The following is a 23,922-nucleotide window of genomic DNA, read 5'->3' as shown; positions in this document are numbered from 1 at the left end:
ACGCAGGCGGGTGCACCGCACCCCGGTGATCAGCGGACGGGCTTCCGCGGGGGCGGTGGGGCAGTGGTGGCCGGGGAGCTGGGTGTAGGTGCAGCCGATGTCGGCGCGCTGCCGGAGAGGGCGGCGGCCCGCCGCTCCGACGGGGTGGCCCGGCCGTCGGCGGTGACCGGGGTGACGATGGCGACCTTCCGGTCGGTCGCGTCGAGGTGGAGGCCGGTGGTGCTGCGCAGCAGGGGTTCAGGGGAGGCGAGGTCGCGGCAGAGGGCGGCAGCGAGGCGTGAGGGGGTGTTCGCGCTGATCTCCGCTATCCAGTGGCCGAGCACGCGGTGGCACGTGATGCGGGCGGCAGGCTTGCCGCGCAGGTCGTGGAGAGCTGTGGGGACGTCGCAGTGGGCGGCGACGTAGCCGTCGGGAGAGTGGAAGGTGACGGCGCCGCGGGGCTCGACGGCGTTCCTCCACCCGGCCTCGGCCAGGGGCAGGAAGCCCAGGCCGAGGACACCAGCCTGGAACGGGCTGCGCGAATCCGGTCCGGCTTCCTCCAGCATGGCGAGTGCCTCGTCGACGACGCCGGCGATCAGCTCGGGCGGGACCAGATCACCGCTGGTGATGCGCCAAGCGACGCTCGCTCCTCGGCGCTGGGCGCCCCAGATTCGCCAGGCGGCGCTCCGACGTGCCCAGTCATCGGTGTCATCGGGCCAGGCGACGCCGAGCCTGCCGCACGGGCTGGTCATCGACGTGTTGCCCAACGTCCAGCCCAGGGAGACGAGATGCCCCTTGATCTGCTCGGCACCGCCTCGGCCGGGGCCGGCATAGTGGCGGGGGGTCACGGTGACCAGGGCCGGTTCAGGGTCGGTTCCGTGCGACGGTTCGACGGTGATTGGGGCAGGAGCAGTCGGCAGTGGGTTCTCCAGGTCGGGCGGAAGGGTCGGGGCCGCCAGCAGAGGGTGCCACCGCGGCAGGGTGGCGGAGGCGGCGGGTTCGATCGTCACCCGGGCCAGGTGGTGGGCGGGGATCTCGCTGCGGCGGCGCAGTGCCGAGTCCGAGGCCAGCATCACCGAGGCCGTACGCAGGAGCGCCTCGGGAGCCCATGGCGAGGTGATGACGTCCCATGCCAGCTCGTAGCTGGTGTTGTTCATGCGGAAGGCGAGGGCGCGCTCGGGAAGCTCCGGCTGGTGCTGTACGGCGGTCTCACCGGCGGGTGAATGGATGAAGGTGCGCCACGGGCCCTGTTTGATCGTCCACCCGGCGTCGGAGAGGATCTGCGCGATGTCGTCGCCGGCCCTCCGGTCGGCCAGGACGCTGGCCGGGTCGTTGTCGAGTCGGCCAGCGGCGGCCAGGACGAGGCCGTGGGTGAGTTCGTAGGGCGTCCTGGGGCTGAACCACGCGCACCAGAGTTCCGTGGCGTCCGGCTCCCCGCTGTCGTAGGCGGAGAGCTTCCAGTAGTTGTGGAGGATGGTGCGGCCGAGGGGGAAGTCGCCTCGCTCCAGTTCCATGCGACGGCAGGGGCTGACGAGCACGGGTTCCTCGAGGGTGCTGTCCGGATTGTGCTCCCACCCGTACGCGCTGATGAGGTGGTCGCCCAGGTCACCGGGCGGAGTTCCGGAGCCGGCGAGTTCCAACGGGCGGACGGCGACCAATGGGTCGATCTCGGTCTCGGTGGTCAAGGAGGTCTCCGGGAGCAGGGGCACGGCGAGGCTGCTGATGAGTTCGGTCCGGCGCGGGCCGGAGGTCTCACCGACGCGGGGGGCTCGGAGGCCGGGGGCCGGAGCCCGGGCGGGCCGCCGACTCCGCAGTGCCCGCAGCAGCGAGAGCGGGGAGCGATCGGGTGACCGCCGCGACTCGGCGGGTGGAGGCGGTGAGGGACTGCGCGGTGACCGGGGTGACGACGACGACCTCGCGGTCGGTCGCGTCGAGGCGTAGGTGGTCGGAGTTTCGGATCAGGGGCGAGGGGTCGGCGACGGTCCGGCACAGCGCGTCGGCGAGGCGGGAGGGGGTGTTCGCGCTGATCTCGACCTCCCAGAATCCGAGCGCCCTCCGGCAGGAGATGCGGGCTGCCGGTCGCCCGCGCAGTTCGTACAGGGCATCCGGGGGGCCGCACCGCGCGCTGAGGAATCCGTCGGGCGACTCGAAGGAGGCAGAGCCCTTGGGCGTGACCTCACTGTTCCAGCCCGCAGCTGCCAGAGGCAGGAACCCGAGGCCGAGGACACCGGCCTCGAACGGTGCCCGGCCTGCGGTGTCGGCCTCCTCCAACATCAAGGCGGCCTCGTCGAGCAGACCGTCGATCACCTCCTGGGGGACCAGTCGCCACCCGGTGACCCGCCAGGCGACGCCCGCGCCGCGGCGCTGGGATCCCCAGATCCGCCAGGGCTCGTGCGACCTCTCGACCGCCCAGCCCCGCGGCTTGGTCGACTCGGTGGGCCAGGCGATCCCCAGCCGGCCGCACGCGCTGGTGAGGATGCCATCTCCGCGGACCCAGCCCTCGGCCTCGAGACGGTGCCGAAGGCGTTTGACGGCGTTGGCACTCGGACCGGCGTAGTGGCGCGGGGTGACCGCGACCAGCGCTGCTGCCGGGCTGGGCTGTCCGACTGCGGCCCCGTCCGGACCGGCCGACGCGAGCGCCTGGTCACCGTCGAGGCCGGGCAACGGACCTGTCCAGCGCGGGGGGAGTGCTGAGTGCGCCGGCGCGGTCGAGACCCGTTCAGCGTGGTGGGCGGGGATCTCGCTGCGGCGGCGCACTGCCGAGTTCTCGACCAATGCCGTCGCCGTGACGCGCAGGAGCGCCTCCGGTGTCCGGGGCGACATGGAGATCGACCAGGCCAGTTCGGAACTCGTGTTGAGCATGTTGAACGACAGCGCCCGCTCAGGGAGTTCGAAGGTGTGCGCGGCACCGGTGTTGCCGGTCGGAGTGATCATCCGGGCGCCGGGAAGGGGGTGCTCCCTCTCCTGCCAGCCGGCAGCGGTGAGCAGGTCGGCCGCGTCGTCCGCCTCGGCGCGTCCGGTCAGGACACTGCTGGGCTCGGTGTCCAGGCGACGGGCGGTCTCCAGGACGACGCCGTAGGTGAGTTCGTGCGGTGTCTGGGGGCTGAAGCACGCCCACCACAACCACTCGAAGTCCGGTGCCTCGCGGGCCGTGAGCATCCAGTTGTCGTCCAGCAGGAGGTTGCCGGACTGGAAGGTGCCGTGCTGCAGGCGAAGCCGGCCGCACGGGCTCTCCAGCTGGGGGTTCTCGCCGTCGCCAGCGATGCGCCACCCGTACTCGGAGGTGAGGTGGTGCAGGAGGTCGAACGGCGCGGTACCGGGCCCGGCGAGTTCCAACGGGCGGACGGCGACCAGGTCGTCGGCATCGGGTTCGGCGGGCAGGGGAGGTCTCCAGGAGCGCAGGGGCGGGGTCAGGACGGGCGGCGCCGCGGGGCCAGCACCGATGCGGCACCGGCGGTGCGCGGCTGGCCGGCGGACTGCGGCGTGGCGGGCAAGGGCCGGAGGCCGGCGCTGCGGGCGGCACCGGAGCGACCGTTGTGTGACAGCTGCTCCGTGACGGGCTGGGTGGTCAGCAGGTTCCGGTGGCGGGCCGGCAGCTGGTCTGCCCGGCGGACGGCGGGGCCCAGGAGGGCGCGGACGGCGGTGGTCAGCAGCGGCTCGGGGGCCATCGCGGTGAACCTGATGGTCCAGGTTCCGGTGTCGGCGGCGCCGGTCAGCATCACCTCGCTGCTGGGGGCCTCCAGCGGGAAGGTGAGGGCCGCGCGGCGGTCCGGGGCGGAGACCAGCTCGTAGCCGTCCCGGTGGTGTCCGGACCAGCCGGCCGCGAGCAGTTCCGCGCGGGCGTGGTGGCCGACAAGGCGGCCCGTGCTGGTGGGGAAGCCTGGGGTGTGGCGGGTGCCGGCGGCGGCTTCGTCGAGCAGGGCCCGGGTGATCTCGGCCGGCACCTGGTGGCAGAAGCCGATCGACCAGCCGATCCCGGTGAGGGACAGCGGGGCCGTGCCCGATCCGTTGGAGAGCGCGATGCCGGTGGTGCCGCTTACGAGGAATACGTGGGTGGGTGAGTTGTAGGGGCGGAACCAGCCGTGCTCGGTGGTGAGGAGGGAGGGCAGGTCGGTGTCGCCGGGCCCGGCGAGGTGGACGGGGCGGACGGCGAGGAGCGGGTCGGTGGGTGCGAGGGAGGCAGTGGGCACAGATCTCGTTCGGTCAGGGGGCCGGGACTCGGCCTCGGCCCGAATGCGGGATGGCCGGGCGCAGGGGCCCGGCGGAGAAGACGACGGCCGGTGCAGTGCCGGTGGGCAGGCTCGTGCGGGCAGTGGCCGCGCGGACCCGGCGGTGCCCGTCGTCGGCGGGCGGTCCGGGGCAGAGCCCGCGTTCCTCGACCAGCAGCAGTGCGTGGTCGAGACGGGGCAGGAGCCTGCGGCGGACCGTCTCGGCCGCTCGGGCCGGTGACCCGCTGACGCTGACGCCGAACGGCGTCAGGTCCTCCACCGTGCCGGGATCCGTGCCGGTGGGGACGAGCGGTGCGATCAGGTAGCGGCCCGGGCGGAGCGGGCGCGGGAGCACGACCAGCTCCCGGCCCTGGCTGTCACGCAGCATCCCGAGACGGTCGTTGACGAACTCCAGCAGGGCCCACTGGGTGATCCCGAGGTCCCAGAGCTGCTCGTACACCTCGGTCAGCGCCGCCGACCGGCTCACGTCCGCGAGCACCGGCTCCCACGTTCCGGGGAGCCGGCGGGCCACCTGATCGGTGAACGCCTCCAGGGCGCGGTCGTCCCTCACCGCAGCCGCCCCCGGTCCGCGACCGTGGGCAGCTGCGGTCCGGCCGGATCGGGCGAGGGGCCGCGGGAGGCCGGGGCGGTACCCGAGCGGGCGGCGCTGGAGCGGCCGGTGCTCGCCGCGACGACCTGCAAGTACGGCAGGTGCATCTCGGGCAGCGACCGGCGGGTCCGCAGCACCGGGGCCGGGTCGACGGCGGTGAGGGCCGCTGCCGTGACCAGGTACGACGGCGTGCTGCTGGTGAAGTCCGCGGACCAGGCACAGAACCAGTCGTCGATGCCCGCGGTGAGCGTCCACGAGGGAGGAGCCTGGCCCTCCAGCTCCTCGTAGCGCCCGAACTCGGCCGAGTTGTGCTGGAGCACGACCTTCGGGTCCGGCGCGCTGAAGGTGGTCCACACACTGGCGGTCCGGCTCGTCCAACCGTGCCGGTCCAGCTCGAAGGGCGAGACGTACTCGCTGTCGGCCAGCCGGGCGTCGCCGGTCACGGTCTCGGCGACGAGTCGGGTCACCTCGCCGAGGACCTCGGCTGGCGTCTTGTAGCTGAAGTTGGCCTTCCACGTGGGCATGCCCAGTGGGCCGGCCAGCGCGGTGATCTGCCAGGCGTCCCGGGTCCGCTCGGGAAGGTGTGCGACGCGGACGGTCCGGCAGTCGCTCTCCCACAGCTGGCCGCTGCGAAAGGTCGCGGACCGCCAGCCCGCCTCGCTGGTCAGGGCCGCTACCGCCCGCTCGACCTGGCCGGGCCCGGCCAGGTACAGCGGGTTGACGGCCACCGGGGTCTCCAGGCCGTTCCCGTCGGCGAGGAGTTCGGCCGCGGTCGGCAGCGCTGCGCGGGCCTCGGCTTCGCGCCGGTCGACCTCGGCCTGCTCGGCGAGGGCGCGGACGACCACCCGCTGAGGCAAGTCGTCGCTGGTGCGGACGAGCGGGCTGCTGTCGGCGACGGCGCCGTTCACGGCCGCGATCAGGTGCAGCGGCGTGCACGAGCTGAAACCTGCGGTCCAGCCCACGTCCGGGTCGCCCGATGCGACGCGCCAGGTGAAGCCGCTCTGCACATCGGAGGCCATCTCGACGGCCGGATCGACGAGCGGGCCGACCTCGTACTCGACCTCGCCGTCGTCCGAGGTGGTCAGCCAGCGGCCGTCGGCGCAGACCGTCGGCCAACCCGCCTCGGAATGAGCCTCGTTGGCGTCGGCGAGTGTGCCCTCCAGCGACACGAAGGTGCCCGTGGTGTCGCTGACCGCGTCGTACTGCAGGGAGTCGGAAAGCGCTCCGAGGAACGCCCCGACGATCTCCGGCGGGGTGGCTCGGCTGAATCCGCCGCGCCAGGTGGGGACGGCGAACGGGTCCAGGGCCGCGGTGACCTGCCACGACTGCTCCCGGTCGGGGCGGTAGCCGACGCGAACACGGTGGCACGGGCTGGTGGCGACCACCTCGGTGAGATACGGGCCGAGGGCCACAACCCGCCAGCCGCGCAGCGGCTCGAAGACGGCGTCGACGGCCTCCCGGTCGCCGGGGCCGGCGAGGTAGCGGGGGCGGACGAGGGTTTCGACGTCGGGATCGTGGTGCGGCAGATAGGCGTGGGGCAAGGGCGACAACTCCAGAGTGGGGGTGGTGCAGCGAGCGCCGGTGTCAGCGGCCGGGGCGCCGGCGGGTGCTGGGATCGGTGGCCGACGGCGGTGTCGGCGAGTTGGTCGGTGAGGGCTTGAGCGGTGCGACGCGATGCCGGGCCGCCTGGGCCCGAGTGGCTGCCGGAAGGGGCGCGGAGGTGTCCCGGGTCCACTCGTACGCGGCTTTGAGGTTGTCGAACTGCCCGTGGCGAACCGTGTAGGCGGGGCTCTTCTCGTCGGGCACCCGCCAGAAGAAGACCTCCGCCGTTGGGTCGGAGGTCTGCTGGGCGTCGGTGGCGATCACCCAGGTCTCGTACGGCGGTTCGTGGCGGCTGAAGGTGTCGTGGACCTCGAACCTCTCGCCGCTGCCACGCAAGAAGTCCTCCAGCCGCTCGGTCTCGGCATCCAGCGGATCGCTCCACCCCTTCGGCTCCAAGACCCTGCTGGGGTCCGCCCCGCGGCCCACCAGCCAGTTCTGCGCCAGCGGGATCAGTGCGTGGGAGGTCATGGTGGCCCGGACCGTGCGGGTGCCCGGCGGCGACGATCTGCGGTGCACCAGGCCGCTCGTCGTAGGAGGCGTATGCGTCGAGGAGGAAGTAGTCGTGCGACCGCGCTCCTGGGCGGTGCGGGGTGTCCGACGCCCACTGCTTCGCGATCATCCACAGCGAACTCTCGGGGTGGAACAGCCGGTTGATGGTCCGGGCCGACTCGGCATCGGCCGCGTCGAACTCGTCGAGGTCGAGTTCGTCGTGGGCGTCGTGGAAGGAAGCGATGTACAAGGGCGAGGGTGGTCTTTCTGGTCAGCGGCGAGGGACGGACCGGTGGCCGGGGGCGGTGGATGGCGGTGGAGCGGTCCAGGGGATCGGTGTCGAGCGGACCGTGGGGGGCACGCCGGCCCCGGTCTCGGAAGGACCGTGGCGGTGCCGGACCGATGCCGGGGACCGGCAGGCCCGGGGGCGGGCGTTCGCTTCCTGCTCCGGGCCGAGGCCGGGAATCTGGGGTTGGAGCGGCTCGGTGGTGCGTTCCGGTTGATGTTGTTCGAAGAGGCGGGCGGCCTCCGTTCACCAGGACGCGGCGAGATCGCCGTTGTCTTGTACGGCTCGGCACTGGGCGCGGTGAGCCCCCAGCCCACCGGTGAGGGGCGCGAGGGCATGGGGCACGGCACTGGTGACCAGCTCGACGTACGCCCGCCCGCCGAGGACGATCACATCGGCGTCGTCCAGGTCCAGACGCCGGGCCTGGGCGCGGATGGTGACGGCGCTCACCGCCTTGGCGTCCCCGAGCTTCACGTCGTAGTACAGGAGGCTGCGGTCCAGCTCCACCAGTCCGTGGAGGGCGCTGACGATCACCGGCCGACGGCGTCCAGCTGTGAGCGCGTCGGCGGCGGCGCGCAGCGATCGGTGGTACTGGCCCCGGTAGAGATCGCCGGCCGGTAGGGCGTTGGGGCGGCCGAACTCGTTGACCCCGGGATCGAACTTCAGTGAGCCACAGGAGATCACCACGATCCTGCGGCGAGGGGTCTGCACGCCGTGCCGTTCGGCGTAGGCCCGGCCGGCGGCGGTGAGGTGGATGTCCGGAGGGCCGAAGAGTTCGTCGTACTGATAGGTGCGGTTCCCGATGGTGAACGGGCGCATGTGGGCGAGGCCCTCGTTCACCAGGACGCGGTGGGTGCGGGCGTTGAAGGTGTTCGGGACTTGGTGGTCGGGGTCGGCGGCGGCGGCGAGGACGGCCTGGTGGGGCTGGGCGGCAAGCTGGTGTGGTGTCGGCAAGCTGTTCCTTCGTCGTAGTCGGGGTTCGACGGGACCTGCCTTCCGGGCCGCGGGGGATCTCCGGGCGAAGGGAGTTGACGGGCGGGCAGTCCGGCGTCAGAGCCGGTCGGCGGCGGGGGCCAGGGCGCGGCGCAGCCGAGGCAGGGTCAACGTGGAGTCGAGGCGTCCGGCGGCGAAGAACACCGGGGCCCCGCTGCCGCCGGTGTCGCCGGGGCGGGCGAGGCTGTAGCCGACGGCGGCGCCCTGCGCGTCGGTTCGCCAGCGCACGAGCACGCCGCGGGCGGCCAGCGCCGCGGCGTAGTCGTCCACGGTGGTGGCTTCTTCCAGGGCCTGGCGCATCTGCTGCTGGAGCCAGACGCGGGACGTCTCGTCCCAGCCCTGGCGTTCGGCCTTGATGATCTCGGCGGTGGTCGGGTAGCTGGTGCTGGTCCGTTCGCCGAGCCCGACCCGGCGCAGCCCCCACTCGGCCTCGATGGCTCGGCACTCGGCCTGGGCCCGCATCGCGTCGCGGTGCATGGCGGGCCGGGCGCCGGTGGGCAGGACAGTGACGGCGGCGAGGTGGATGTGGTGGACGGCGCGGCGGACCGCCACCCACCGGCAGCCGGGGCCCTGATCGGGCGCGAGACCGGTGGCCCGGACGACGCGACGAGCCACCTGGGCCCACTGCTCGTCGCTGAGGTCGGGGTCCTCCGGGGCTGCGCGGACGGAGCAGTGCCACACCCGGTTCGGCGGCACCGCCCCCAACTCGGCGGCGCGCAGCCGGGCGTGCTGGTCGAGGCGGTCCGCGAGCCGGCCGACGCTCGCACCCGGCTGACGTCCCGGGTCGGGGGCGCCGTGCAGGTCCCACGCGGCGACGAGGTGCGGATCGACGTGTTCCTCGCGCCGGCCCGGCCCGTAGAGGTAGGCCAACAGCGGGCGGATGCCGTTGCCCCGGGAGACGTCGGGGATCACGACACCTCCAGCACGGCTTCCAGTACGGTGTACGTCCGCTCGGCGACGGCCGGAAGAACCGCGAGTGCGGCCTCCTGCCCCGGCCCGGCCTGCGACTCTCGGACGGCGGCGACCGCGGCGTTCAGCTCGCCGGCTACGCGGTCGAGGGCTTCGACGAGCGGGCGCCGCGGGTCGCGGTCGGGGTGCTGGAGCGGATCGCCGCACCGCGCGGCGGCCAGGGCGGCGTTGCCGATGAACCCGGCGGTCGTGAGGCGCTCGGCAGCGGCGCGCTCGCCGATGGCGGCGATGGCCGCTGGGGTGAACCGCACCGTGGTCTGCACGCTGCGGCGCTCCGTCGTGCGCGGTCGCCGCTGCGGCCCGGCGGTGGCCGGCGGCTGAGCGCTGTCGGTCGGGGAGATCTGCAGTCCTTCCAGTGGGTGATGGTGCGTCAGCGGCGGTGCGGTCGCGTGGGGCTGCCCTCCGCCGTAACGGGTGCCTGCGCGGGGCCCGGGGCGGAGAGGGTGATCGCGACGGAGCTGTGCGCTCCGGCGCCGGCGGCGCGGGCGCTGGGGGCGGCGGTCAGCGGTGGCAGCGGGTTGTCCGGGTGCCCCAGCCGGTCGACCCAGCTCCGGGCGGCTTCGACGGTGGCGAAGCCGCCCTGGCGCAGGGAGTAGGAGTGGTTCGCCGTGTCGACGTCCTCGTAGAAGACGCGGACCGGTTGCTGGCCCGGATCGGGCCGGCTGTCGGTGGCGATGATCCACGTCTTGTAGAAGACCGGACTGTCGTGGGTGTAGTCGTCGCGGATCCCGAAGCGGTCTCCGGAGACGGCCAGGAAGTCCTCCAGGTCCCGGGTGGCCTGGTCGGTGCGCATGGGGTCCTCGACGTCCACGGTGAGCTGGCCCGGGTCGGCGCCGCGGGAGATGAGCCAGTTCTGGGCGAGAGCGGCGATGGAGTGGCGGCTGTAGTCGAAGCGGTACGTGCCCTCCCCGAGGTCGCGCTCGACGTGGACGGCCGCGTACTGAGCGAGGCCGGGGACGTCGGCCCAGGTCATGGTGCCGTCGTGCACGACATGGAAGCTCTCGGCGAGGAGCTCGGTGTGCGGGTTCGACATGTGCTGGACCGCAAGGGAGGTGTACATGTCCAGGCTGAGGCAGAAGTGGTCGAGCCTCGACTCGTCGTCGGGGGTGACCGGTCGGAGGCCGTCGACGTCGAAGCGGGTCTCTTCGAGGGTTTCGCGGGTGGGGATGAGTGCGGTCCTTCGGTTCAGCGACGAGGGCCGGGGCGGTGGCCGGCGGCATCGGGTGGCGGCAGCGAGTCGGTGGGGCCGCTGCCGGGGACGACGGCGCGGGTGGTCGCCGCGCTGGAGCGGGAGGAACTGCTCGGCACCGGTTCGGCGGAGTTCGTGCGCCGTGCGGGGGCCCGGTGCTCGCCGTACCAGTTGGCGAGGGTGTCGTGCACCTCGGCGAGCTGGCTGCCCGCCGCGGTGGTCTGCAGGGCGCCGTTCGGCAGACGCTCCAGCAGTTCCAGCTGCACGAGGACGGAGAGCTGGTCGGGCAGTTGGGCGCGGGCCGCGGCCGTCATCGGGCAGGCAAGGTCTTCCTCGGTGGCCGGCCCGGTACGCAGCCGGTCCAGGACGGGCGCGGTGAGCGGCTGGGCGCCGAGGCGCAGGACCTCCTCGACGGCGACCGCGATGGGCTCGTCGGCGACGAGCCGGGGCCGGTGCTTCGCGGCCCATCCGGCGGCGGCGAGGAACACCGGCCACAGCTACTTCGCCGCTGCGGTGGCCTCCAAGCCGGCGGGGCTGGTGCGGAGCAGGCCGTGGTGCTCCAGGTTGCGGTGATGTTCCGCGACCTGGGCGGGGTGCAGGCCGTCGGCGGGATCGCCCACCGTGGCCCGCAGGGCCTGTTGTTCCTCGGCGGATCGTTCGGTGAGCCGGACGGACAGGAGCACGTGGACGGCGCCGGGAGGGGCGAGCACGTTCAGGGCGCGGGCGACGCGCGCCTGGTGGGTGACGGTCGTGGACACGGAGCAGAGGGTCCTTACGGGCGGGGCGTGCGGTGGGAGGAAGCGGTCGGCGCGGCTACTGCCGGCGGAGGTTCCGCCTCGGCCGCGGCGCTGGGCGTGGTCCGGGTCCGGGCAGCCGCCGACCGCGGGGCAGCGGCGTGGTCCGTCCCGCTGGCGACGGCGTACTCGTACCGGTTGGCCAGTTCCTGCAGGTCACGGTTGGCGAGAGCGAAGCGGGCTCCGAGGGTCTCCAGTTCGACGCCGGTGAAGCGCAGGATGCCGTTGGTCTGGACCGCTCCATGCTTGCCCTCGGCAACCTGGGCCAGCATCTCGCCCGCCCGGGCAGCCATCGCGCGCAGTTCCCGGTCGAGGGTGTCCACCTCGTACGACTGGCGCTCCAGCAGATCGGCCAGAGCGTGCGCCGGTGACCCCTGGGGATGCCGGGTGTGCAGGTCCAAGGCGTCCTCGACGCCGAACCTGTCCCGGAGGAGCTGCTGGCCGGCGAACACCCGCCGCTGCGGTCGGGGCGCCGCAGGCTCAGGGGCGGAGGCAGGGTCCGCCAGGATGAGGCGGATCCGTTGCACGTTGCCGAGCCACTGCTCGCCTCGCTCCCGGACGTACCAGCGGTCCACCTCGGCGTCGGCGTGGGCGAGGACGCGGTCGAGGGCTGTGGAAGCCTTTGGCCGGAGGTCCGTTGGCAGAGGCGGGACCGGCTCGCGCGGGCCGCTGTTGAGGTTGACGTCGCTTCCGTCCGTGCACTGCGAGGCGATGACAGCCGCGGCGGCGACGACCTCCTGCGCCATGTCGGTGTCGAGCGGGCCCTCCGGCATGGCGACCGCGACGTCGAAGAGGCGGTGGAGCCACGGCGGTAGCTCGGCCGGGAAGAGGCTGTCGAAGTGCTCGGCGATGCCGACCGCGGCGTCGTTGTGGAACGGACCGGTGTCCCAGCTGCCGATGAGGGGTCTCCTGAGCGTGGTCGAAGGCCGGGCCCGGCGGGCCCGCGGGGGTGGGGCGACGGTCAGCGCCGGGACCGGACCGCCGGCGGCGACATGGGGACGGAGACGGCGGCGGGCACCTCAGGTGCTCCGGGCAGACCGACCGGCCGAGCACGGGCGGCGGCCGAGCGGGCGACGGCTGGCTCCGTTGCGAGGGCCTCGTACCTGCTCTGCCCCTCAGGTGTGAGAGTCAGATCGTGGCTCCGGAACAGGGCCTTGCGGGCGTAGTGGTCAACCAGGCCCTTGCCGATCAGGGCATCGATGGTGGCGACCGTGATGGGGGCCTCGCTGGCTATGACCCTCACCGACCCGCGCGAGCCCTTGAAGATGGTGACGGTTGACGAGCCGACCAGCCGCAACGCTTCCTCCTGCCGTGGCGGCAGCCGGGTCACCGCTGCTGCCGACTTCGCCGTCGGCACCGGGGCCGGGGGCGGGACGAAGGCGGGCAGTTCCTTGTAGACGCTGATCAGCGCGGTGAGCGATCGGTGCAGTTCGGTGCGGCGCGTGACCAGGAGGTCGATGTCGAGAGCGCCGTTGCGCAGGATGCCGTTGGTGACGGGGAGGGTGGTGTCATGGCCAGCCTCGATGCGCTGGAGGTCGTCCCGCAGGGCGGCGGCCAGAGCGACCAGCCGGGCCTGCACGTCGTCGAGCTTGAGGGCGGTGGAGGCGATCTGGTCGGCGACCGCGCCGTGGAGGGTCGCTGTGCCGTGCCCGGGCAGGTCGCGGGGTTGCTTGACCTGAAGCTCGGACCACACGAGCCGGTTGCCGAGGTCGGTGTTGCCGGGTACTCGGGGCCTCCACGGGGCGATCGGGCGTCCGCTGTCCGCGCTCATGCCGCTGCCAGCTGCCGCGAGGCGATGATGGCGATGCCGGTGGCGACGGCGTCCTGGATCGTGTTCACCAGCGGGACGCCGGTGGTGGCCAGCCGCGTTGCGCCGTGCAGCCCTGTGCTGTGCAGCACCGGGACGGCGCCCACGGCGTGCGCGGCGACGGCGTCGTCGACGCTGTCCCCGATCACCAGGGTGCGCGACGGGTCGACCTCCGGCCCGAGGGCCTGCAGGTGCGCGATCATGGCGGGCGCCTTGCTCGGGACCGACGGCCCCGGCCGGCCGTCGATCCGCTCCAGCAGCCCGGTGATGCCGACCGACTCCACCTCGCCCACGAGCCGCTCGTGCGGCGCGAGCGACAGCAGGCTCTGTCGCACGCCTTGGGCTCGCAGGCCCATCATGAGCTGCCGTGCGCCCTGCTGGAGCCGGACCGGCCGCCGGGCGAGTTCGGCGAGGAACGCGGTGTCGGCGGCGTGCCACTCCTCGTCGCCGAGCTGCCGGCCGAGTACGTCGGTGTAGAAGTCGCGGATGGGCATTCGGTGCAGCGCCTGGTAGGTCTCCACGCTGATCGGCTCGCCGCCCAGGCCGGGCAGGGTCGCGTTCAGGGCCGCCACGTGATCGTCGAGGTCGTTGCGAAGGGTGCCGTTCCAGTCCCAGACGATGGTGATCGGCGCGGGCGTGGCCTTGGTGGTGCGGTTGGGCAAGAAGTCCAGCTCCAAGAAGGAAGGGGTTGATCAGGGAAGCGAGAGTCGGCGGCGTCCCGCAACGAGTGCGGTAGCGGCCAGCGCGGCGCCGAGCAGGGGGACGGCGGCCGTGGCGGTGTGGCCGTACGCGGAGAACTGGCCGGCGGTGGCGGTGCCCGTGGCCTGGCCGAGACCGATCACCGCGATCAGCCAGGCGGCGGCCTCGGTGGCGGTGCCGCTCGGCGCCAGGGCGTCGCAGGCGACGAACGCGGAGGCCAACCAAGGGGCGAGGAACAGGCCCGGCAGGACACTCGCCGTGATCATCAGCCACGATGGGGCGGGCAGCAGCAGGATGGCGAAGGCGGAGGCGTACACCGTGCCGACCGCGGGCAGGGCGCGGCTGGGTGACCACGGTCGCTTGAGCTTGGCCCACGCAGCGCCGCCGACGAGGCTGCCGAACGACAGAGCGGCCGGAAGCACGCCGGCGAGCCACCCTTCGTGGTGCCGGTCGGCGTAGGACAGGGCCAAGACGGTGAACGAGCCGAGCGTCACCCCGAAGAACACCGAGGCCGTGAGCAGGACCAGCAGACCGGGCGAGCGCAGCGGTCCGAGCCAGTGGACCGCGCGTGCCGGGGACCGGACGCTGGCCGGAGGGCGGGCGGCGACGGCCAGGGTGCCGGCGCTGCCGGCCACCGCGCAGGCGACCAGCGCCAAGTCGGGCGAGGCGAGCAGGCACACGGCGGTGGCCAGCAGCGGTCCGGCGACGAACACCACCTCCTGCGAGGCGGAGTCGAGGGCGAAGACCTTGTGATGGTGGCGCGGTTCGACCAACCGGGTCCACATCGCCCTCAAGCCCGCCTCCAGAGGCGGGGTGGCCGCACCCGCGACGACCGACAGCACGGCGGCGGCCAGCGGCTGCGCGGCGCAGTCCACGAAGGCCAGCGCGATGAACGCTGCGCCCGAGACGGCTGCGGCGGGTACGGCGACGGCGGCCAGGGTGGAGCGGTCCACCACGCGGCCGAGCAGCGGCTGCCCGATCGCCCCGGCCAGTGCGTACAGCGCGGCCAGGACGGCGCCGAGCGCGGTGGAGGCGTGATCGGCCCGGGCGGCCAGGAACACGGCTATCGGGGCCATCGCCGCGGGCAGACGGCCCACCAGGGTTCCCGCCAGCAGCGGCGTGACGTGCGGGGTTCGAAGGATGGATCGTCCACCTGCTCGGCGGGAGCCTGCCGGAAGCGCTGGCCGGAGGCTTTCGGGATCCGCAGCTGAGGCGGCGGCCGGCACGGGGGTACCGCTCGTAGGGACGGAGGACGGGGAAGGCGGGATCATGAACCTCGGGGTGGGATCGCGGGCCGGGCGGGCGGGGTTCGTCAGCGGCGGTGCGCCGAGGCGGCGACGAGCAGCGGAGCGGGTGGCTGCGGGGCCGGGGCGTCGGAGAAGGAGATGTGAAGGGTGATGCTGCGCAGGTCAGCCGCCGCTGCCCGGGCGCTCACCGGACGCTCGGCGCTCTGCAACTCGGAGAACAGATCGCCCTGCGCCGGGCTCTGCACGACGACGGCGGCGCGGCCAGCGGCGGCCAGCGCGGTGCCAGGCTTGGCCGGTGCGGACGGGGTGTGGGCGCCGGAGGTCCAGGCAGCCAGGTCGCCGTACACCCGGCCGATCGCCAGCCCCGCCTCGGTGGCGCTCCACCGGTAGGTGCGGCGGGTGCCGCTGCGGGCCACGAGGCCGCGCTCCTCCAGCGCGAGCAGCCGCTGGTAGGCCGCGGCCTTGTCGCGGGCGTTCAGGGAGGTGACCAGATGCGGGTAGGGCTTCGGCGCGCTGCCGGCCAGTTCGCTCAGCAGGGGGACGGTGTGGGAGCTGGCCAGCAGGCCCAGCGTCTCCTCGATCATCTCCGGTGCCTGCTCGGCTCCGACACCCGGTCGGGGGTAACGCTCGGCCCAGGCAAGGGCCGAGGCGTACACGGGCGCCAGCGCCTGGCCCTTGGGAGACAGCGCGAGATCGATGCGGGCACCGCCGCTCGGGGTTCGGGTGATGACGTGGGCTCCGGCGAGCGCGCGGATGACCGAGTACGCGCTGCTCACCGGGATGACCGGGTCGCCCGCCAGGAGGTCGCCGCTGGTCGTCGTTCCCTGCCGCAGAGCGCGGACGATCCGGGTGGCCCACCGGATGGAGAGCACCTCGGCGGCCCGCTGGACGGAGCTGGTGGTGGGCTTCGACGTGGCGGGCAGGACGGCGGTGGCGGTCGACACTGGGTGATCTCCGATTCAAGCAATTGGTTGGGCAGTTGGGCGACGTCAGCGCTGGCGGGCGGCCGGGGAGAGGGTGACGGCCGGAGACACACCTGGTGGTGCGCTGGCCGAGGCGGCGGCCTGGGCCGGGGAGGTCCGGGCGGAGGAGGCGAGGGCTGCCTGGAAACGGGCCGGCATCCCGCGCCGAACCTCCTGGCCGGCGGCCTGCCGCAGGCGGCGGGCTGCGGTCTCGTAGACCGCGACCCCCCGGCGTTCACCGACGGCGACCAAGTGGATGCCCTGCAGGTGGTGCGGGTTGTGGGGTGCGCGGCGTTCGACATAGACGAGCCGGTAGTCCAGCGCGTCGTCCAGGTAGAGCTTCCTGGCACCGCGAAGGTCGCGCTCACCCTGCTGCTCGAGGAGGGGGCCCCGGACTTCGGCGCGTACCAGCCGGCCGAGGTAGCTCAGGGCGAGCATCCGCACGTGCTGCGGCACGGACAGCAGGTCGTCCAGGGCCTCGGGGTGGGAGCTGAAACCCGCCAGCGGCCGGGTGGGCGTGGTCACCGGGTGGACCTGCGAGCCGTGGTCGCCGCCGTGACGGCGAGGGCGGGAACGGGTTCCGCAGCGGCCGTTCGTTGCTGGCCGGTCGTGCTGCGGGTGCGCGCGGCGTTGGCCTGCGGGCTGACCACGACGGACACGTCGCCGTCGGCGACCGGGGGCAGCGGGGTACGCCGGCTCTCCAGCCACTGTTGGGCCTCCTGCGGCGACCTGAAGGAGCCCTCGCGCAGCGTGTACCCGCGGTCCGGATCGACGGTCTCCAGGTGCAGCAGGAAGGGCCGCTCGGCTCCGGCGGCGCTGCCGTCGCGAAGCATTGCCCAGGTTTCGTCGGGCTCGGCGCCGTGGTCGACGAGCCGGTAGCGGGAGCCGGACTCCAGCAGGCGGGCAGCGGCGGAGGCACTGCGGGCGTCGGCCGGGGCACCGGGGTGGCCGGACAGGTCGAGGAAGGGATCGGGCTCGGCACCGCGCTGGACGAGCCAGGCCGCGGCCACGGCGAAGGTGGGCAGGGTCTCCGTGGCGAGGGTGAAGGTCTCGCCGTCCTCGCCGTAGTGCAGGTGCGCGGCGACCGCGGAGTAGCCGGCGACGTCCTCGAAGAGGAGGAAGTCGTCCGAGCTGCCCTCGTGGTCGTGGTTCACCTCGGTCAGCAGCGCGTACGCATCCTCCGCGGCGAGGAACTGCACCTGGGCCTCGGCGGAGGCGGCATCCGCGGGACGCCATCCGCGCAGGTTGAAGTCGGGCAAGGGTCGGCTCTTTCGGTCAGGTGAGGGGGCGGTCGACAGGGGTGGTGTCGGTGAGCACGGGGTGCGGCAGCACGCGGTGGCTGATGTGGCCACCGCTGCTGGTGCAGGCACCGAACGGCCCGTCGGCGGAGCGCAGCTTCATGAGCGCGGGTTCGAGGTGGTCTCGCTGCCACGAACTGGGGCCGGCAGCACCCGACTCGGGGTCGAGGGCGGCCTGCCACGCCAGCCAGAGGGCGTGCAGTCGCGCCACCGCCTCCGGGTGCTCCTTCCAGCGCGGGCACCACGGCCGGCCAGCGGTGGTCTCGGGGCCGTAGATCTTGGTCCAGATCTCGTCTACCCATGGGGTCATCAGCTCCAGTTCCTGCTCGTACTGCGGGTCGTCGAAGGCGAGGATGAACAGCGGCTCTGCGCCGCCGGGGGCGTCCGGGTCGTCGTCGTCCTCCGGAGGGAGGGCGGTGGTCATGCTGGCCAGCTGCTCGGCCTGCAGGTCGAATCCCGCCGCGAGAGCGGACAGCTTCGCGGTCAGCACGTCGATCTGGGTGTTGGTGTAGCCGTCCGGCGCGGACGTCGGGTCGGGCTCGGGGGTGGTCAAAGGGGCGGGTGCCTCTCGTCGGCGGGTGATGACACGAGGATGTGCGCTCGGCGGCCCGACGTATCGGGCCGGAGTTGGTGTATAAGCACCCCCCGCTCACCGTCGACCGCAGCAGCAGGCGGCGGCAAGCAGGTCGGCCGCCCCCAGCAACTCCATTGCCCGGCTTGCTTGTTGGGGGACGACACCGTTGCCCAGGGCGGTCAGCTGGGCGGAGCGGGACAGGCCCGGGACGGCTGTGACGTGGCCCTCGCCGACGCCCATGATCCATTCGACGAAGCGGGGGGCGAGCCGGCCCCGCTCGTCGGTCGGCTCCGGCGCGGGCCGGGTGGCGCGCTCCCAGCGGGCGATGGCCGGCCCGTACGGGCCCCACCGGTTCAGTCCGAGCCGTGCTGCTCCCAGATCGGCAGGACCACTGCCGACAGCGGCGGCCGGAACCCCGCCCCCGCCCGGCGCCCAGGTGTCCCGGTGTCCGAGGCCCTCGGCGTCGGCAGCAACTGGGCTGCCGCCGACGGCAGGGTCAGATCCCCCTTGCTGCCACGGGAGTTCGGCCCACCGTGCGTTCCGTCGGAGGCTTTCGGGGTCGGGAACAGCAGGTGCTCCACCTCGTCGCTGAGGTTCGGGCCGTGTCCGCCCTGGCGCCGCTTGTCCGGGTGCTGGCTCCCGCCGATCGAGCCCAAATTGCTGGTCGGGGTCTTCAGCAGGGTGACCGCATGCCCCAGGTCCTCCCGCTTCGCATCCGGCCCCTTCGCATCGCGGGCCTTCGGTGTCGGCAAGCCAGGCGACGAGGAACAACCGCTCCCTGCGATGGGGGGCGCCGACGGCGGCAGCGGGTAGCACCGTCCAGCGCGCATCCATCCCGAGGTCGGCCAGGTCTCCGAGAACGGCGCCGAGTGCCCGCAGAGCAGGCTCACCTCCGCCGTCTCCCAGATCGCACCAGCCGCATTCCAAGTCGCCATCGGCTGACGAGGCAGCGGCTGCGCTGAGGATTCCGCGGACGTTTTCAATGATCACCAACTTCGGCTTGAGGACGTCGATCGCGCGGGCGATGGTCAACCACAGTCCGGAGCGGGTGCCCTCCATCAACCCGGCCCTGCGGCCGGCGACGCTCAGGTCCTGGCAGGGGAATCCCGCGGTGAGGATGTCGATCGGCTCGACGCTGCTCCATTCAACTGCGCTGATATCACCGTGATTTGGTGTCTCTGGGCCAGTGGTGGGCGAGGATCGAGGCGGCGTTGGGGTTCATCTCGGCGTGCCACGCCACACTTCCTCCGAGGACGGCCTGGACCCCCAGGTCCAGGCCGCCGTACCCGGAGCACATGCTGCCGATGCGCGGCCACCCGCCGCCCGGCGCCGTCATCGGCGGGTCCCGCTGCGGGCGGTCGCGGCGCGTACGGCGGGCGGCGACACCTGCACTGCGGCGCCGGGGCCGGCGGCCGTCCGCGACGTGACCGGCTTGGCCGGCCGCTGGGACAGGGCGGCGGAGCGGGTGAGGACGATCGCCTGCTCACCGGTGAGGGCAAGGAAGTCCGGCGCCGGGCCGGTCAGGTCCGCCGCGACCTCCTTGAGCTTCCAGACTGCCTCTTCGAGGACTTCCCGGGAGGAAGAGAGGGACTTGAAGTAGGCGGTGCGGTGCGGCCAGGGGGCGGAGGCGGGGCTGATCCGCCTGTGCGTGACCGCGACCAGGGCGGGCTGGGCGCGCAGGATCGCCTTGGCGGTCAGCAGGCCGGCGTAGGCGTAGGCGAGGGAGCCGCGCCGCCAGGCAATGTCCTCGGGCCTGGTGGACTCGGCGGAGGTGGTGTCGTACTCGTCCACGACGTTGGACAGGAGGATCTTCTGCACCTCGGACATGGAGTCCAGGACGGCACTGAGGCGATCGGGCTGCGGATCGCGGTGGCAGTAGATGCTGAACAGCTCTTCGCTGAAGTAGTGCAGGTTGGCGGCGGTGCCGAGCAGCCACTGGGCTTGGGTGTCGGGGGAGATGGTGGTCAGTGCGGGTCCTTGGGGTCAGCGGCGGGGAGCGGGGGCGCTGCTGCGGGGCAGCGCGGCGATCGGGAGGGGGTCGGTCCGGCGGCCGGGCAGGGCGCGGCGGATCCGCTGGGTGACGCTGAGGGCGGCGGATCGGCGGGGCTTGGCCGGGACGGCGGAGACGCCGGCCGAGGCGAGATGGTCGGCGTCGATCCTCAGCTGCCCTGCGGCTCGCCGCAGTTCGGTGGAGGCGGCGCCGTAGACGGCGGCGGGATTGACCGGCTGGGCGTCGGGCAGGGCCCAGACGTCGGCGCTCACGGCGTGCTGGAGCAGGTAGGACAGGTGCCGGGTGGCCTCGGTGACCCCGGCGTGGGCGCGGGTGAGCGACAGCGCGGTGAGGCGGGCGGCCGTCATGGTGGTGGGGTGCGTGGGGAACCACTCGGAGAAGTCGGCCGCTGCGAGCGTGCTGGTCTGCAGTTCCTGCATCGCGCGCAGGTGAGCGGCGACGTCGCGGGCGTCGGGCACGCCGGCGGCGGAGGCCGTGCGGGGGGTGGGCAGTTTCGCTGCCAGGGCCTCGGCCTGGTGGGCGACGTCACGCAGGTGCCGCTGGTGGTCCTTGACCTTGGAGGTGGGGCGGGTGGAGGGCGTGGTGGGACTCCATCGGATCGGGATCTGCCGGGGGAGGGCAGGCTCGGAACGTCGTCGGGTCCGACGCGGGGGTCAGGTTCGCCGGAGTGGCACGACCGTTGCCGACGGTGCGGGGGCGGCCGGCGGGGCCGGGGGCTCGGCGGGTGGGGAGATGAGCACGAGCGCGGGTGAGCGGCGAAGGGCTGCGTCCACGCGGCGTTCGGAGTCGCCGGCGGCCGGTGGGCGGCTCTCGGAGTGAATGGCCGGTCGGCGGCGGGAGGCGAGGGCGGTGACCGGGCTGGTCGCGGGGGCGGCGGCCACGCTCTCGCCCAGCTCCTCGGCCATCGAGCGGGCGGTGTCGCGGGCGGTGGTGAGGGAGCGGCGGGCGTTGCTCTGCGCCTCGGGTGTCGGCTCCGCCTCGGTGAGCAGGTTCGCCGCCCGGGCCAGCGCGGCCTGGGTGAGGGTGAGGGCCGTCGTCGTCGCGGTGAAGACGCCGAGCGCGGGGGAGCCGGCGGTGTTGGTCGCGAGGAAGAAGGTCTCGTCCAGCGGGATCGTGATCAGCTCGTGCAAGCGGACCATCGGCCAGACCAGCTCCCGGAGCTCGGGCAGCGGCTCGTGCGGTGCCGGCACGGGTATGGCCTCGGCGAAGGCGGTCAGTTGCTCGGCGAGCGAGCTCAGCGTGTCGAAGTCGCGCTGGCTGAGTCCGGCCGCGGCGGGCGGCAGAGGAGGGTCGGCGGTCAACGGCGCTTCCTGGCAGGGGCGGTGGCGGGTGAGCCGAGTACGAGCGCAGCCTCGGCGGGGGCCGTCGGCGCAACCGGCGCGAGGCGGGCGGTGAACGCGAGCACTTCCTCGGCTCCCTCGGCGGCGCACCGGTCCGCGCTGTCCAGCGCGGTGACCGTGTGCTCGGCTCGGCGCAGACGCAGCTGCTCGGCAGGGCTGCCCGGCTCGGCCGGGGCGGCGGTGGCGCACTTGATCGACAGGTCGAGGGCGGCGCCAAGGTGCCGGTGGACGGTGGCCGCGCGGCTCATCGCGGTGCCGTAGGCGCCGGCCAGTGCCGCCGCGGAGGGGTTGTCCGCGACCGGCTGGTGGCGGTAGTGCTCGGCGTTGTCGCCGCAGTGCCGGATGAACGCCTGTGCCTGGCGGCAGTGCTCCAGCAGGGCGTCACGGCTGGGGATGCCGGGGACCGGCCCGCTGGGGGTGGCGGCGGCGTTGCGCCCGAGGGCGCGCAGCATCCCGGCGACCACCGCCAGGTCGTCTCGGTAGTCGGGGCGCGAGCTGGCCGACACGGCCCCGCCGAAGGTCGCGGGGGCGGCAGGGGACCTCAACGGCGCCGCCCGGCGACGACGGTGCTCGCTCCGGTGCGGGCCGGCAGCGAGGCGACCGTGGCTGCTCCTGCCCCGGCGGCGGAACGGGCGGTGGCGGCGGAAGCCCGAAGGACTGGCCGGTGTGCGAGAGCGGCGGGGCCGGTGAGGGAGCGGGCATCGCGGCGCAGGTCCTCGCAGGCACCGGTCAGGGCGAGGCGGGTGCGGGAGAGTGCCAGGTTGAGCTGCTGGGAGCCGCGCTCGCGGACCTCCTCGGCGCGAGGGCCGATGCCGTCGACCTCGTATAGGCGGCCGGCCATCGCGGTGGCCCGGCCCAGTGCGCCCAGCGCCTCGCCCAACTGTGCGGTCGCCGCGGTGAGGGAGCGGACGACGGCGCGGTCGGCGCTCTGGGCGTGGGGGTGGTGCAGGGCGGCGGCGACGTGCAGCAGGTCGTCCTGGCAGTCGCGGATCGCCCGGGTGTGCCCGGCCAGTTCCTCCAGGCCCGGCAGGCCCTCCTCGCGGTACGCGCGCGGGAGTTGGTTCATGAGGTAGTCGATGGCGTCGGCCGCCGCGTGCAGCCGGTGGACGGACTGGGCACGGGGGCGGGCGGTGGTGGGAGGCAGTGGAGTACTCCGGGGTTAGCGGCGGGGGCGGGCGACGGGCTCGCCCGCCCGGTCGGTGGTGGCGGCCGGTGGGGCGGGGCTGCGGCTCAGGGCGCCCTTACGTCGGGCGGCGCTAAGGACGACCGGCCCGTCTCGCTCCGCCGGGGCGGCGGTCGCGGCGCGCAGCCGGTCCTGTACCCGGTCGGCGGGGACCAGCGCCTGGACGGCCGAGCCGAGCAGTGGACCGGCGGCGATGGAGGCGTCCAGCGCCATCACCCGGACGATGCCGGCCGAGGTGGCGGCGGTGCGCAGCAGAGCGGCGCGCAGGACGTGCTCCGCCCAGTAGGCGGGATCGCCCGGCATCCCGGCCGAGCAGATCTCCCGGACCTGGGCCACGGAGATCACGCTGGCGGCAAGCGCCCCGCGCCGCTGGACCTCCCACAGCACGGTCAGCTCGTCGAGGGGCTCGCGCCGGTGCGCGAGTGCGGTCATGGCCAGGTAGACGGCGCGGTGGCCGGGGTCGACGAAGTCCTCGCCGACCAGCGAGGCGGCGATCTCGGGGATCCGCCCGGGCGCGCTGAGCAGGCTGGAGAGCAGTGCCTGCTCGTGCTCTCGGGCGCCTTCGAGCGCGGTGGAGGCGTTCTCAGGCGAGGGCGGGGTGGGCAGCGGGCGGCGCGAGCGCTGGTCGATCGCGCCCCAGGCGTCGGCGAGGCGCTGGATGACGGAGTGCAGCGCGCCGGTCAGCTCGACGGTTGCCTCGACCGATGCGGTCTGGACCGCGGCGAGCAGCCGGTGGGCGTGTTCGTCGAGCGCTCGCCGGACCGCGGTCTCCAGCACCATCCGGCCGTAACTGGTGGCGTGCTCGGACCGAGGGCAGGCCGAGACCAGGGTGTGGCCGTAGCTGGCGGTGACGCCGGGGATCTCGCGGGCGGCGGCGGTGATGGCCGTCAGCGCCCAGTCCCTCAGCTGCTCGTTCCCGGCGCCCGGGGCGAGGGCCGGGTGGCCGGCGGCGTGCTGGGCCAGCAGGATCGCGAAGAAGCGCTCGTGTGCCGGACGGTAGAAGTGCCGGGGCTCCAGCCACCCGGCCAGCAGCCCGACCCGGGACGGATCGAGCAGACACGCGCCGAGCACCGCCTGCTCGGCCTCCAGTTGCGGACTCATATTCCGGTTGACCGGCGTCACCGCGGCGCCACCTCCTCGCGGAGAGCGGCGGGGAGCATCAGGTCGCGCAACCGGTCCAGGTCCTCGACGAGGGCCTCGTCTCGGATCCAGAGACGGCCGGAACCAGCCGGCAGGTACCAGGTGCCGTCCGCGCGGCTGATCGGCAGGAAGGGAAGGTCGTGGTTGATGTCAACTCCGTTGTGCAGAAGACAGGATGGGGTGGTCAGCGGGAGGGCCGGGCGGGCTGCCGGGGTGCGGCCGGGACCGTCGTACCGGTCGCGGGCGCCGATACCGCCACTGCGGCGTTCCCGGCTCGGGCGGCCCCTGCGCGGCTGGTCCTCCGGCTCCGTGGCGGGCCGTCGGCACGGTCGGCGGCCAGGTCGGCCGATATCTCGGCGTTGATCGCGTCCAGTGACTGCGCGTGCTCGCGGAACAGCTGCGCCTGGCTGGTGTGGCCGGCTTCCTCGGCGCTGCGGGCGAGGTCGGTCAGCGCGGTGCGGACCATGCTCAGAGGGTGTTCGATAGGGGAATCCCCCTAACCGTCCGGTTTTGATTGGCACGGCACGGACTCGGTTTCATGA

28 protein-coding genes are annotated in these 23,922 nt (G+C 73.6%); all 28 read right to left on the bottom strand.

The features are described from left to right. Window positions 1-29: 29 nt before the first annotated feature. The 28 genes from IEZ12_RS33995 to IEZ12_RS33860 all read right to left on the bottom strand — a co-directional run bounded on the left by IEZ12_RS33995 (window position 30) and on the right by IEZ12_RS33860 (window position 23,846). Complete coding sequence (locus IEZ12_RS33995) at window positions 30-1,664, bottom strand: DUF317 domain-containing protein (RefSeq protein WP_189277782.1); 1,635 nt, start codon at window positions 1,662-1,664, stop codon at window positions 30-32. Window positions 1,665-1,731: 67 nt separating this feature from the next. Then, window positions 1,732-3,315: a DUF317 domain-containing protein gene (locus IEZ12_RS33990; protein WP_189277780.1), complete on the bottom strand. Its 1,584-nt coding sequence runs from the start codon at window positions 3,313-3,315 to the stop codon at window positions 1,732-1,734. 74 nt (window positions 3,316-3,389) lie between these two features. Continuing rightward, window positions 3,390-4,169 carry a hypothetical protein gene (locus tag IEZ12_RS33985; protein WP_189277778.1) on the bottom strand — a complete coding sequence of 260 codons (780 nt, stop codon included), beginning with the start codon at window positions 4,167-4,169 and terminating at the stop codon, window positions 3,390-3,392. A 13-nt stretch (window positions 4,170-4,182) separates the two neighbouring features. Further along, a complete protein-coding gene (locus tag IEZ12_RS33980) occupies window positions 4,183-4,758 on the bottom strand; it encodes a hypothetical protein (protein ID WP_189277777.1) in 576 nt (191 codons plus the stop codon). Beyond that, a complete protein-coding gene (locus IEZ12_RS33975) occupies window positions 4,755-6,338 on the bottom strand; it encodes an SPDY domain-containing protein (protein WP_189277775.1) in 1,584 nt (527 codons plus the stop codon). Before IEZ12_RS33975 ends, IEZ12_RS33980 begins: the two co-directional genes overlap by 4 nt. Before the next feature lie 43 nt (window positions 6,339-6,381). Further along, entirely contained in the window at window positions 6,382-6,867 is a 486-nt protein-coding gene (locus IEZ12_RS33970; protein ID WP_189277773.1) for a hypothetical protein, read from the bottom strand. 553 nt (window positions 6,868-7,420) lie between these two features. Next, window positions 7,421-8,128, bottom strand: coding sequence for a DUF6884 domain-containing protein (locus tag IEZ12_RS33965; protein ID WP_189277770.1), 708 nt, complete (start codon window positions 8,126-8,128; stop codon window positions 7,421-7,423). 96 nt (window positions 8,129-8,224) lie between these two features. Next, window positions 8,225-9,079: a hypothetical protein gene (locus tag IEZ12_RS33960; RefSeq protein ID WP_189277768.1), complete on the bottom strand. Its 855-nt coding sequence runs from the start codon at window positions 9,077-9,079 to the stop codon at window positions 8,225-8,227. After that, a complete protein-coding gene (locus tag IEZ12_RS33955; RefSeq protein ID WP_189277766.1) occupies window positions 9,076-9,399 on the bottom strand; it encodes a hypothetical protein in 324 nt (107 codons plus the stop codon). The genes IEZ12_RS33960 and IEZ12_RS33955 overlap by 4 nt, the downstream gene beginning before the upstream one ends. A gap of 107 nt (window positions 9,400-9,506) precedes the next feature. Beyond that, window positions 9,507-10,196, bottom strand: a complete 690-nt coding sequence (locus tag IEZ12_RS33950; RefSeq protein WP_189277764.1) for a hypothetical protein — start codon at window positions 10,194-10,196, stop codon at window positions 9,507-9,509. 125 nt (window positions 10,197-10,321) lie between these two features. Further along, entirely contained in the window at window positions 10,322-10,813 is a 492-nt protein-coding gene (locus IEZ12_RS33945; protein ID WP_189277762.1) for a hypothetical protein, read from the bottom strand. A gap of 9 nt (window positions 10,814-10,822) precedes the next feature. Further along, window positions 10,823-11,083: a hypothetical protein gene (locus IEZ12_RS33940; protein ID WP_189277760.1), complete on the bottom strand. Its 261-nt coding sequence runs from the start codon at window positions 11,081-11,083 to the stop codon at window positions 10,823-10,825. A 14-nt stretch (window positions 11,084-11,097) separates the two neighbouring features. Next, window positions 11,098-12,018 carry a DUF4259 domain-containing protein gene (locus tag IEZ12_RS33935; protein ID WP_268250297.1) on the bottom strand — a complete coding sequence of 307 codons (921 nt, stop codon included), beginning with the start codon at window positions 12,016-12,018 and terminating at the stop codon, window positions 11,098-11,100. 62 nt (window positions 12,019-12,080) lie between these two features. After that, a complete protein-coding gene (locus IEZ12_RS33930; RefSeq protein ID WP_189277758.1) occupies window positions 12,081-12,890 on the bottom strand; it encodes a hypothetical protein in 810 nt (269 codons plus the stop codon). After that, the gene (locus tag IEZ12_RS33925; RefSeq protein WP_189277756.1) at window positions 12,887-13,588 is read right to left on the bottom strand and encodes an HAD family hydrolase; all 702 of its coding nucleotides are present in this window, start codon (window positions 13,586-13,588) and stop codon (window positions 12,887-12,889) included. Before IEZ12_RS33925 ends, IEZ12_RS33930 begins: the two co-directional genes overlap by 4 nt. Window positions 13,589-13,618: 30 nt before the next feature. After that, complete coding sequence (locus tag IEZ12_RS33920; protein ID WP_189277754.1) at window positions 13,619-14,722, bottom strand: MFS transporter; 1,104 nt, start codon at window positions 14,720-14,722, stop codon at window positions 13,619-13,621. A 215-nt stretch (window positions 14,723-14,937) separates the two neighbouring features. Further along, entirely contained in the window at window positions 14,938-15,816 is an 879-nt protein-coding gene (locus IEZ12_RS33915; RefSeq protein ID WP_189277752.1) for a winged helix-turn-helix transcriptional regulator, read from the bottom strand. A 45-nt stretch (window positions 15,817-15,861) separates the two neighbouring features. After that, entirely contained in the window at window positions 15,862-16,359 is a 498-nt protein-coding gene (locus IEZ12_RS33910; RefSeq protein WP_189277750.1) for a hypothetical protein, read from the bottom strand. Beyond that, the gene (locus IEZ12_RS33905) at window positions 16,356-17,093 is read right to left on the bottom strand and encodes a hypothetical protein (protein WP_189277748.1); all 738 of its coding nucleotides are present in this window, start codon (window positions 17,091-17,093) and stop codon (window positions 16,356-16,358) included. The genes IEZ12_RS33910 and IEZ12_RS33905 overlap by 4 nt, the downstream gene beginning before the upstream one ends. 16 nt (window positions 17,094-17,109) lie before the next feature. Next, entirely contained in the window at window positions 17,110-17,685 is a 576-nt protein-coding gene (locus IEZ12_RS33900; protein ID WP_189277746.1) for a DUF4913 domain-containing protein, read from the bottom strand. A 96-nt stretch (window positions 17,686-17,781) separates the two neighbouring features. Continuing rightward, window positions 17,782-18,825: a DNA cytosine methyltransferase gene (locus tag IEZ12_RS40740; protein WP_373295561.1), complete on the bottom strand. Its 1,044-nt coding sequence runs from the start codon at window positions 18,823-18,825 to the stop codon at window positions 17,782-17,784. A gap of 213 nt (window positions 18,826-19,038) precedes the next feature. Next, entirely contained in the window at window positions 19,039-19,533 is a 495-nt protein-coding gene (locus IEZ12_RS33890; RefSeq protein WP_189277743.1) for a hypothetical protein, read from the bottom strand. A gap of 156 nt (window positions 19,534-19,689) precedes the next feature. Then, window positions 19,690-20,175, bottom strand: a complete 486-nt coding sequence (locus tag IEZ12_RS33885; RefSeq protein ID WP_189277741.1) for a hypothetical protein — start codon at window positions 20,173-20,175, stop codon at window positions 19,690-19,692. A 195-nt stretch (window positions 20,176-20,370) separates the two neighbouring features. Continuing rightward, complete coding sequence (locus tag IEZ12_RS33880) at window positions 20,371-21,018, bottom strand: hypothetical protein (RefSeq protein WP_189277739.1); 648 nt, start codon at window positions 21,016-21,018, stop codon at window positions 20,371-20,373. Next, window positions 21,015-21,563, bottom strand: coding sequence for a hypothetical protein (locus IEZ12_RS33875; RefSeq protein ID WP_189277737.1), 549 nt, complete (start codon window positions 21,561-21,563; stop codon window positions 21,015-21,017). The genes IEZ12_RS33880 and IEZ12_RS33875 overlap by 4 nt, the downstream gene beginning before the upstream one ends. 35 nt (window positions 21,564-21,598) lie before the next feature. Continuing rightward, complete coding sequence (locus IEZ12_RS33870) at window positions 21,599-22,123, bottom strand: hypothetical protein (protein WP_189277735.1); 525 nt, start codon at window positions 22,121-22,123, stop codon at window positions 21,599-21,601. A gap of 93 nt (window positions 22,124-22,216) precedes the next feature. After that, window positions 22,217-23,341: a DnaB-like helicase N-terminal domain-containing protein gene (locus IEZ12_RS33865; protein ID WP_189277733.1), complete on the bottom strand. Its 1,125-nt coding sequence runs from the start codon at window positions 23,339-23,341 to the stop codon at window positions 22,217-22,219. A gap of 223 nt (window positions 23,342-23,564) precedes the next feature. Continuing rightward, complete coding sequence (locus tag IEZ12_RS33860; RefSeq protein ID WP_189277731.1) at window positions 23,565-23,846, bottom strand: hypothetical protein; 282 nt, start codon at window positions 23,844-23,846, stop codon at window positions 23,565-23,567. Between the last annotated feature and the right edge of the window lie 76 nt (window positions 23,847-23,922).

The organism is Kitasatospora griseola (genome assembly GCF_014648555.1).
GTDB lineage: Bacteria > Actinomycetota > Actinomycetes > Streptomycetales > Streptomycetaceae > Kitasatospora > Kitasatospora griseola.
This window is presented reverse-complemented; position numbering and strand designations above follow the sequence as displayed.

What these genes read in the sequence shown, in the direction of transcription:
- IEZ12_RS33950 (WP_189277764.1), bottom strand. Translation starts at nt 10,196, where the DNA reads ATGTACACCTCCCTTGCGGTCCAGCACATGTCGAACCCGCACACCGAG.
- IEZ12_RS33970 (WP_189277773.1), bottom strand. Translation starts at nt 6,867, where the DNA reads ATGACCTCCCACGCACTGATCCCGCTGGCGCAGAACTGGCTGGTGGGC.
- IEZ12_RS33870 (WP_189277735.1), bottom strand. Translation starts at nt 22,123, where the DNA reads ATGAACCAACTCCCGCGCGCGTACCGCGAGGAGGGCCTGCCGGGCCTG.
- IEZ12_RS33930 (WP_189277758.1), bottom strand. Translation starts at nt 12,890, where the DNA reads ATGAGCGCGGACAGCGGACGCCCGATCGCCCCGTGGAGGCCCCGAGTA.
- IEZ12_RS33865 (WP_189277733.1), bottom strand. Translation starts at nt 23,341, where the DNA reads ATGAGTCCGCAACTGGAGGCCGAGCAGGCGGTGCTCGGCGCGTGTCTG.
- IEZ12_RS33860 (WP_189277731.1), bottom strand. Translation starts at nt 23,846, where the DNA reads ATGGTCCGCACCGCGCTGACCGACCTCGCCCGCAGCGCCGAGGAAGCC.
- IEZ12_RS33890 (WP_189277743.1), bottom strand. Translation starts at nt 19,533, where the DNA reads ATGTCCGAGGTGCAGAAGATCCTCCTGTCCAACGTCGTGGACGAGTAC.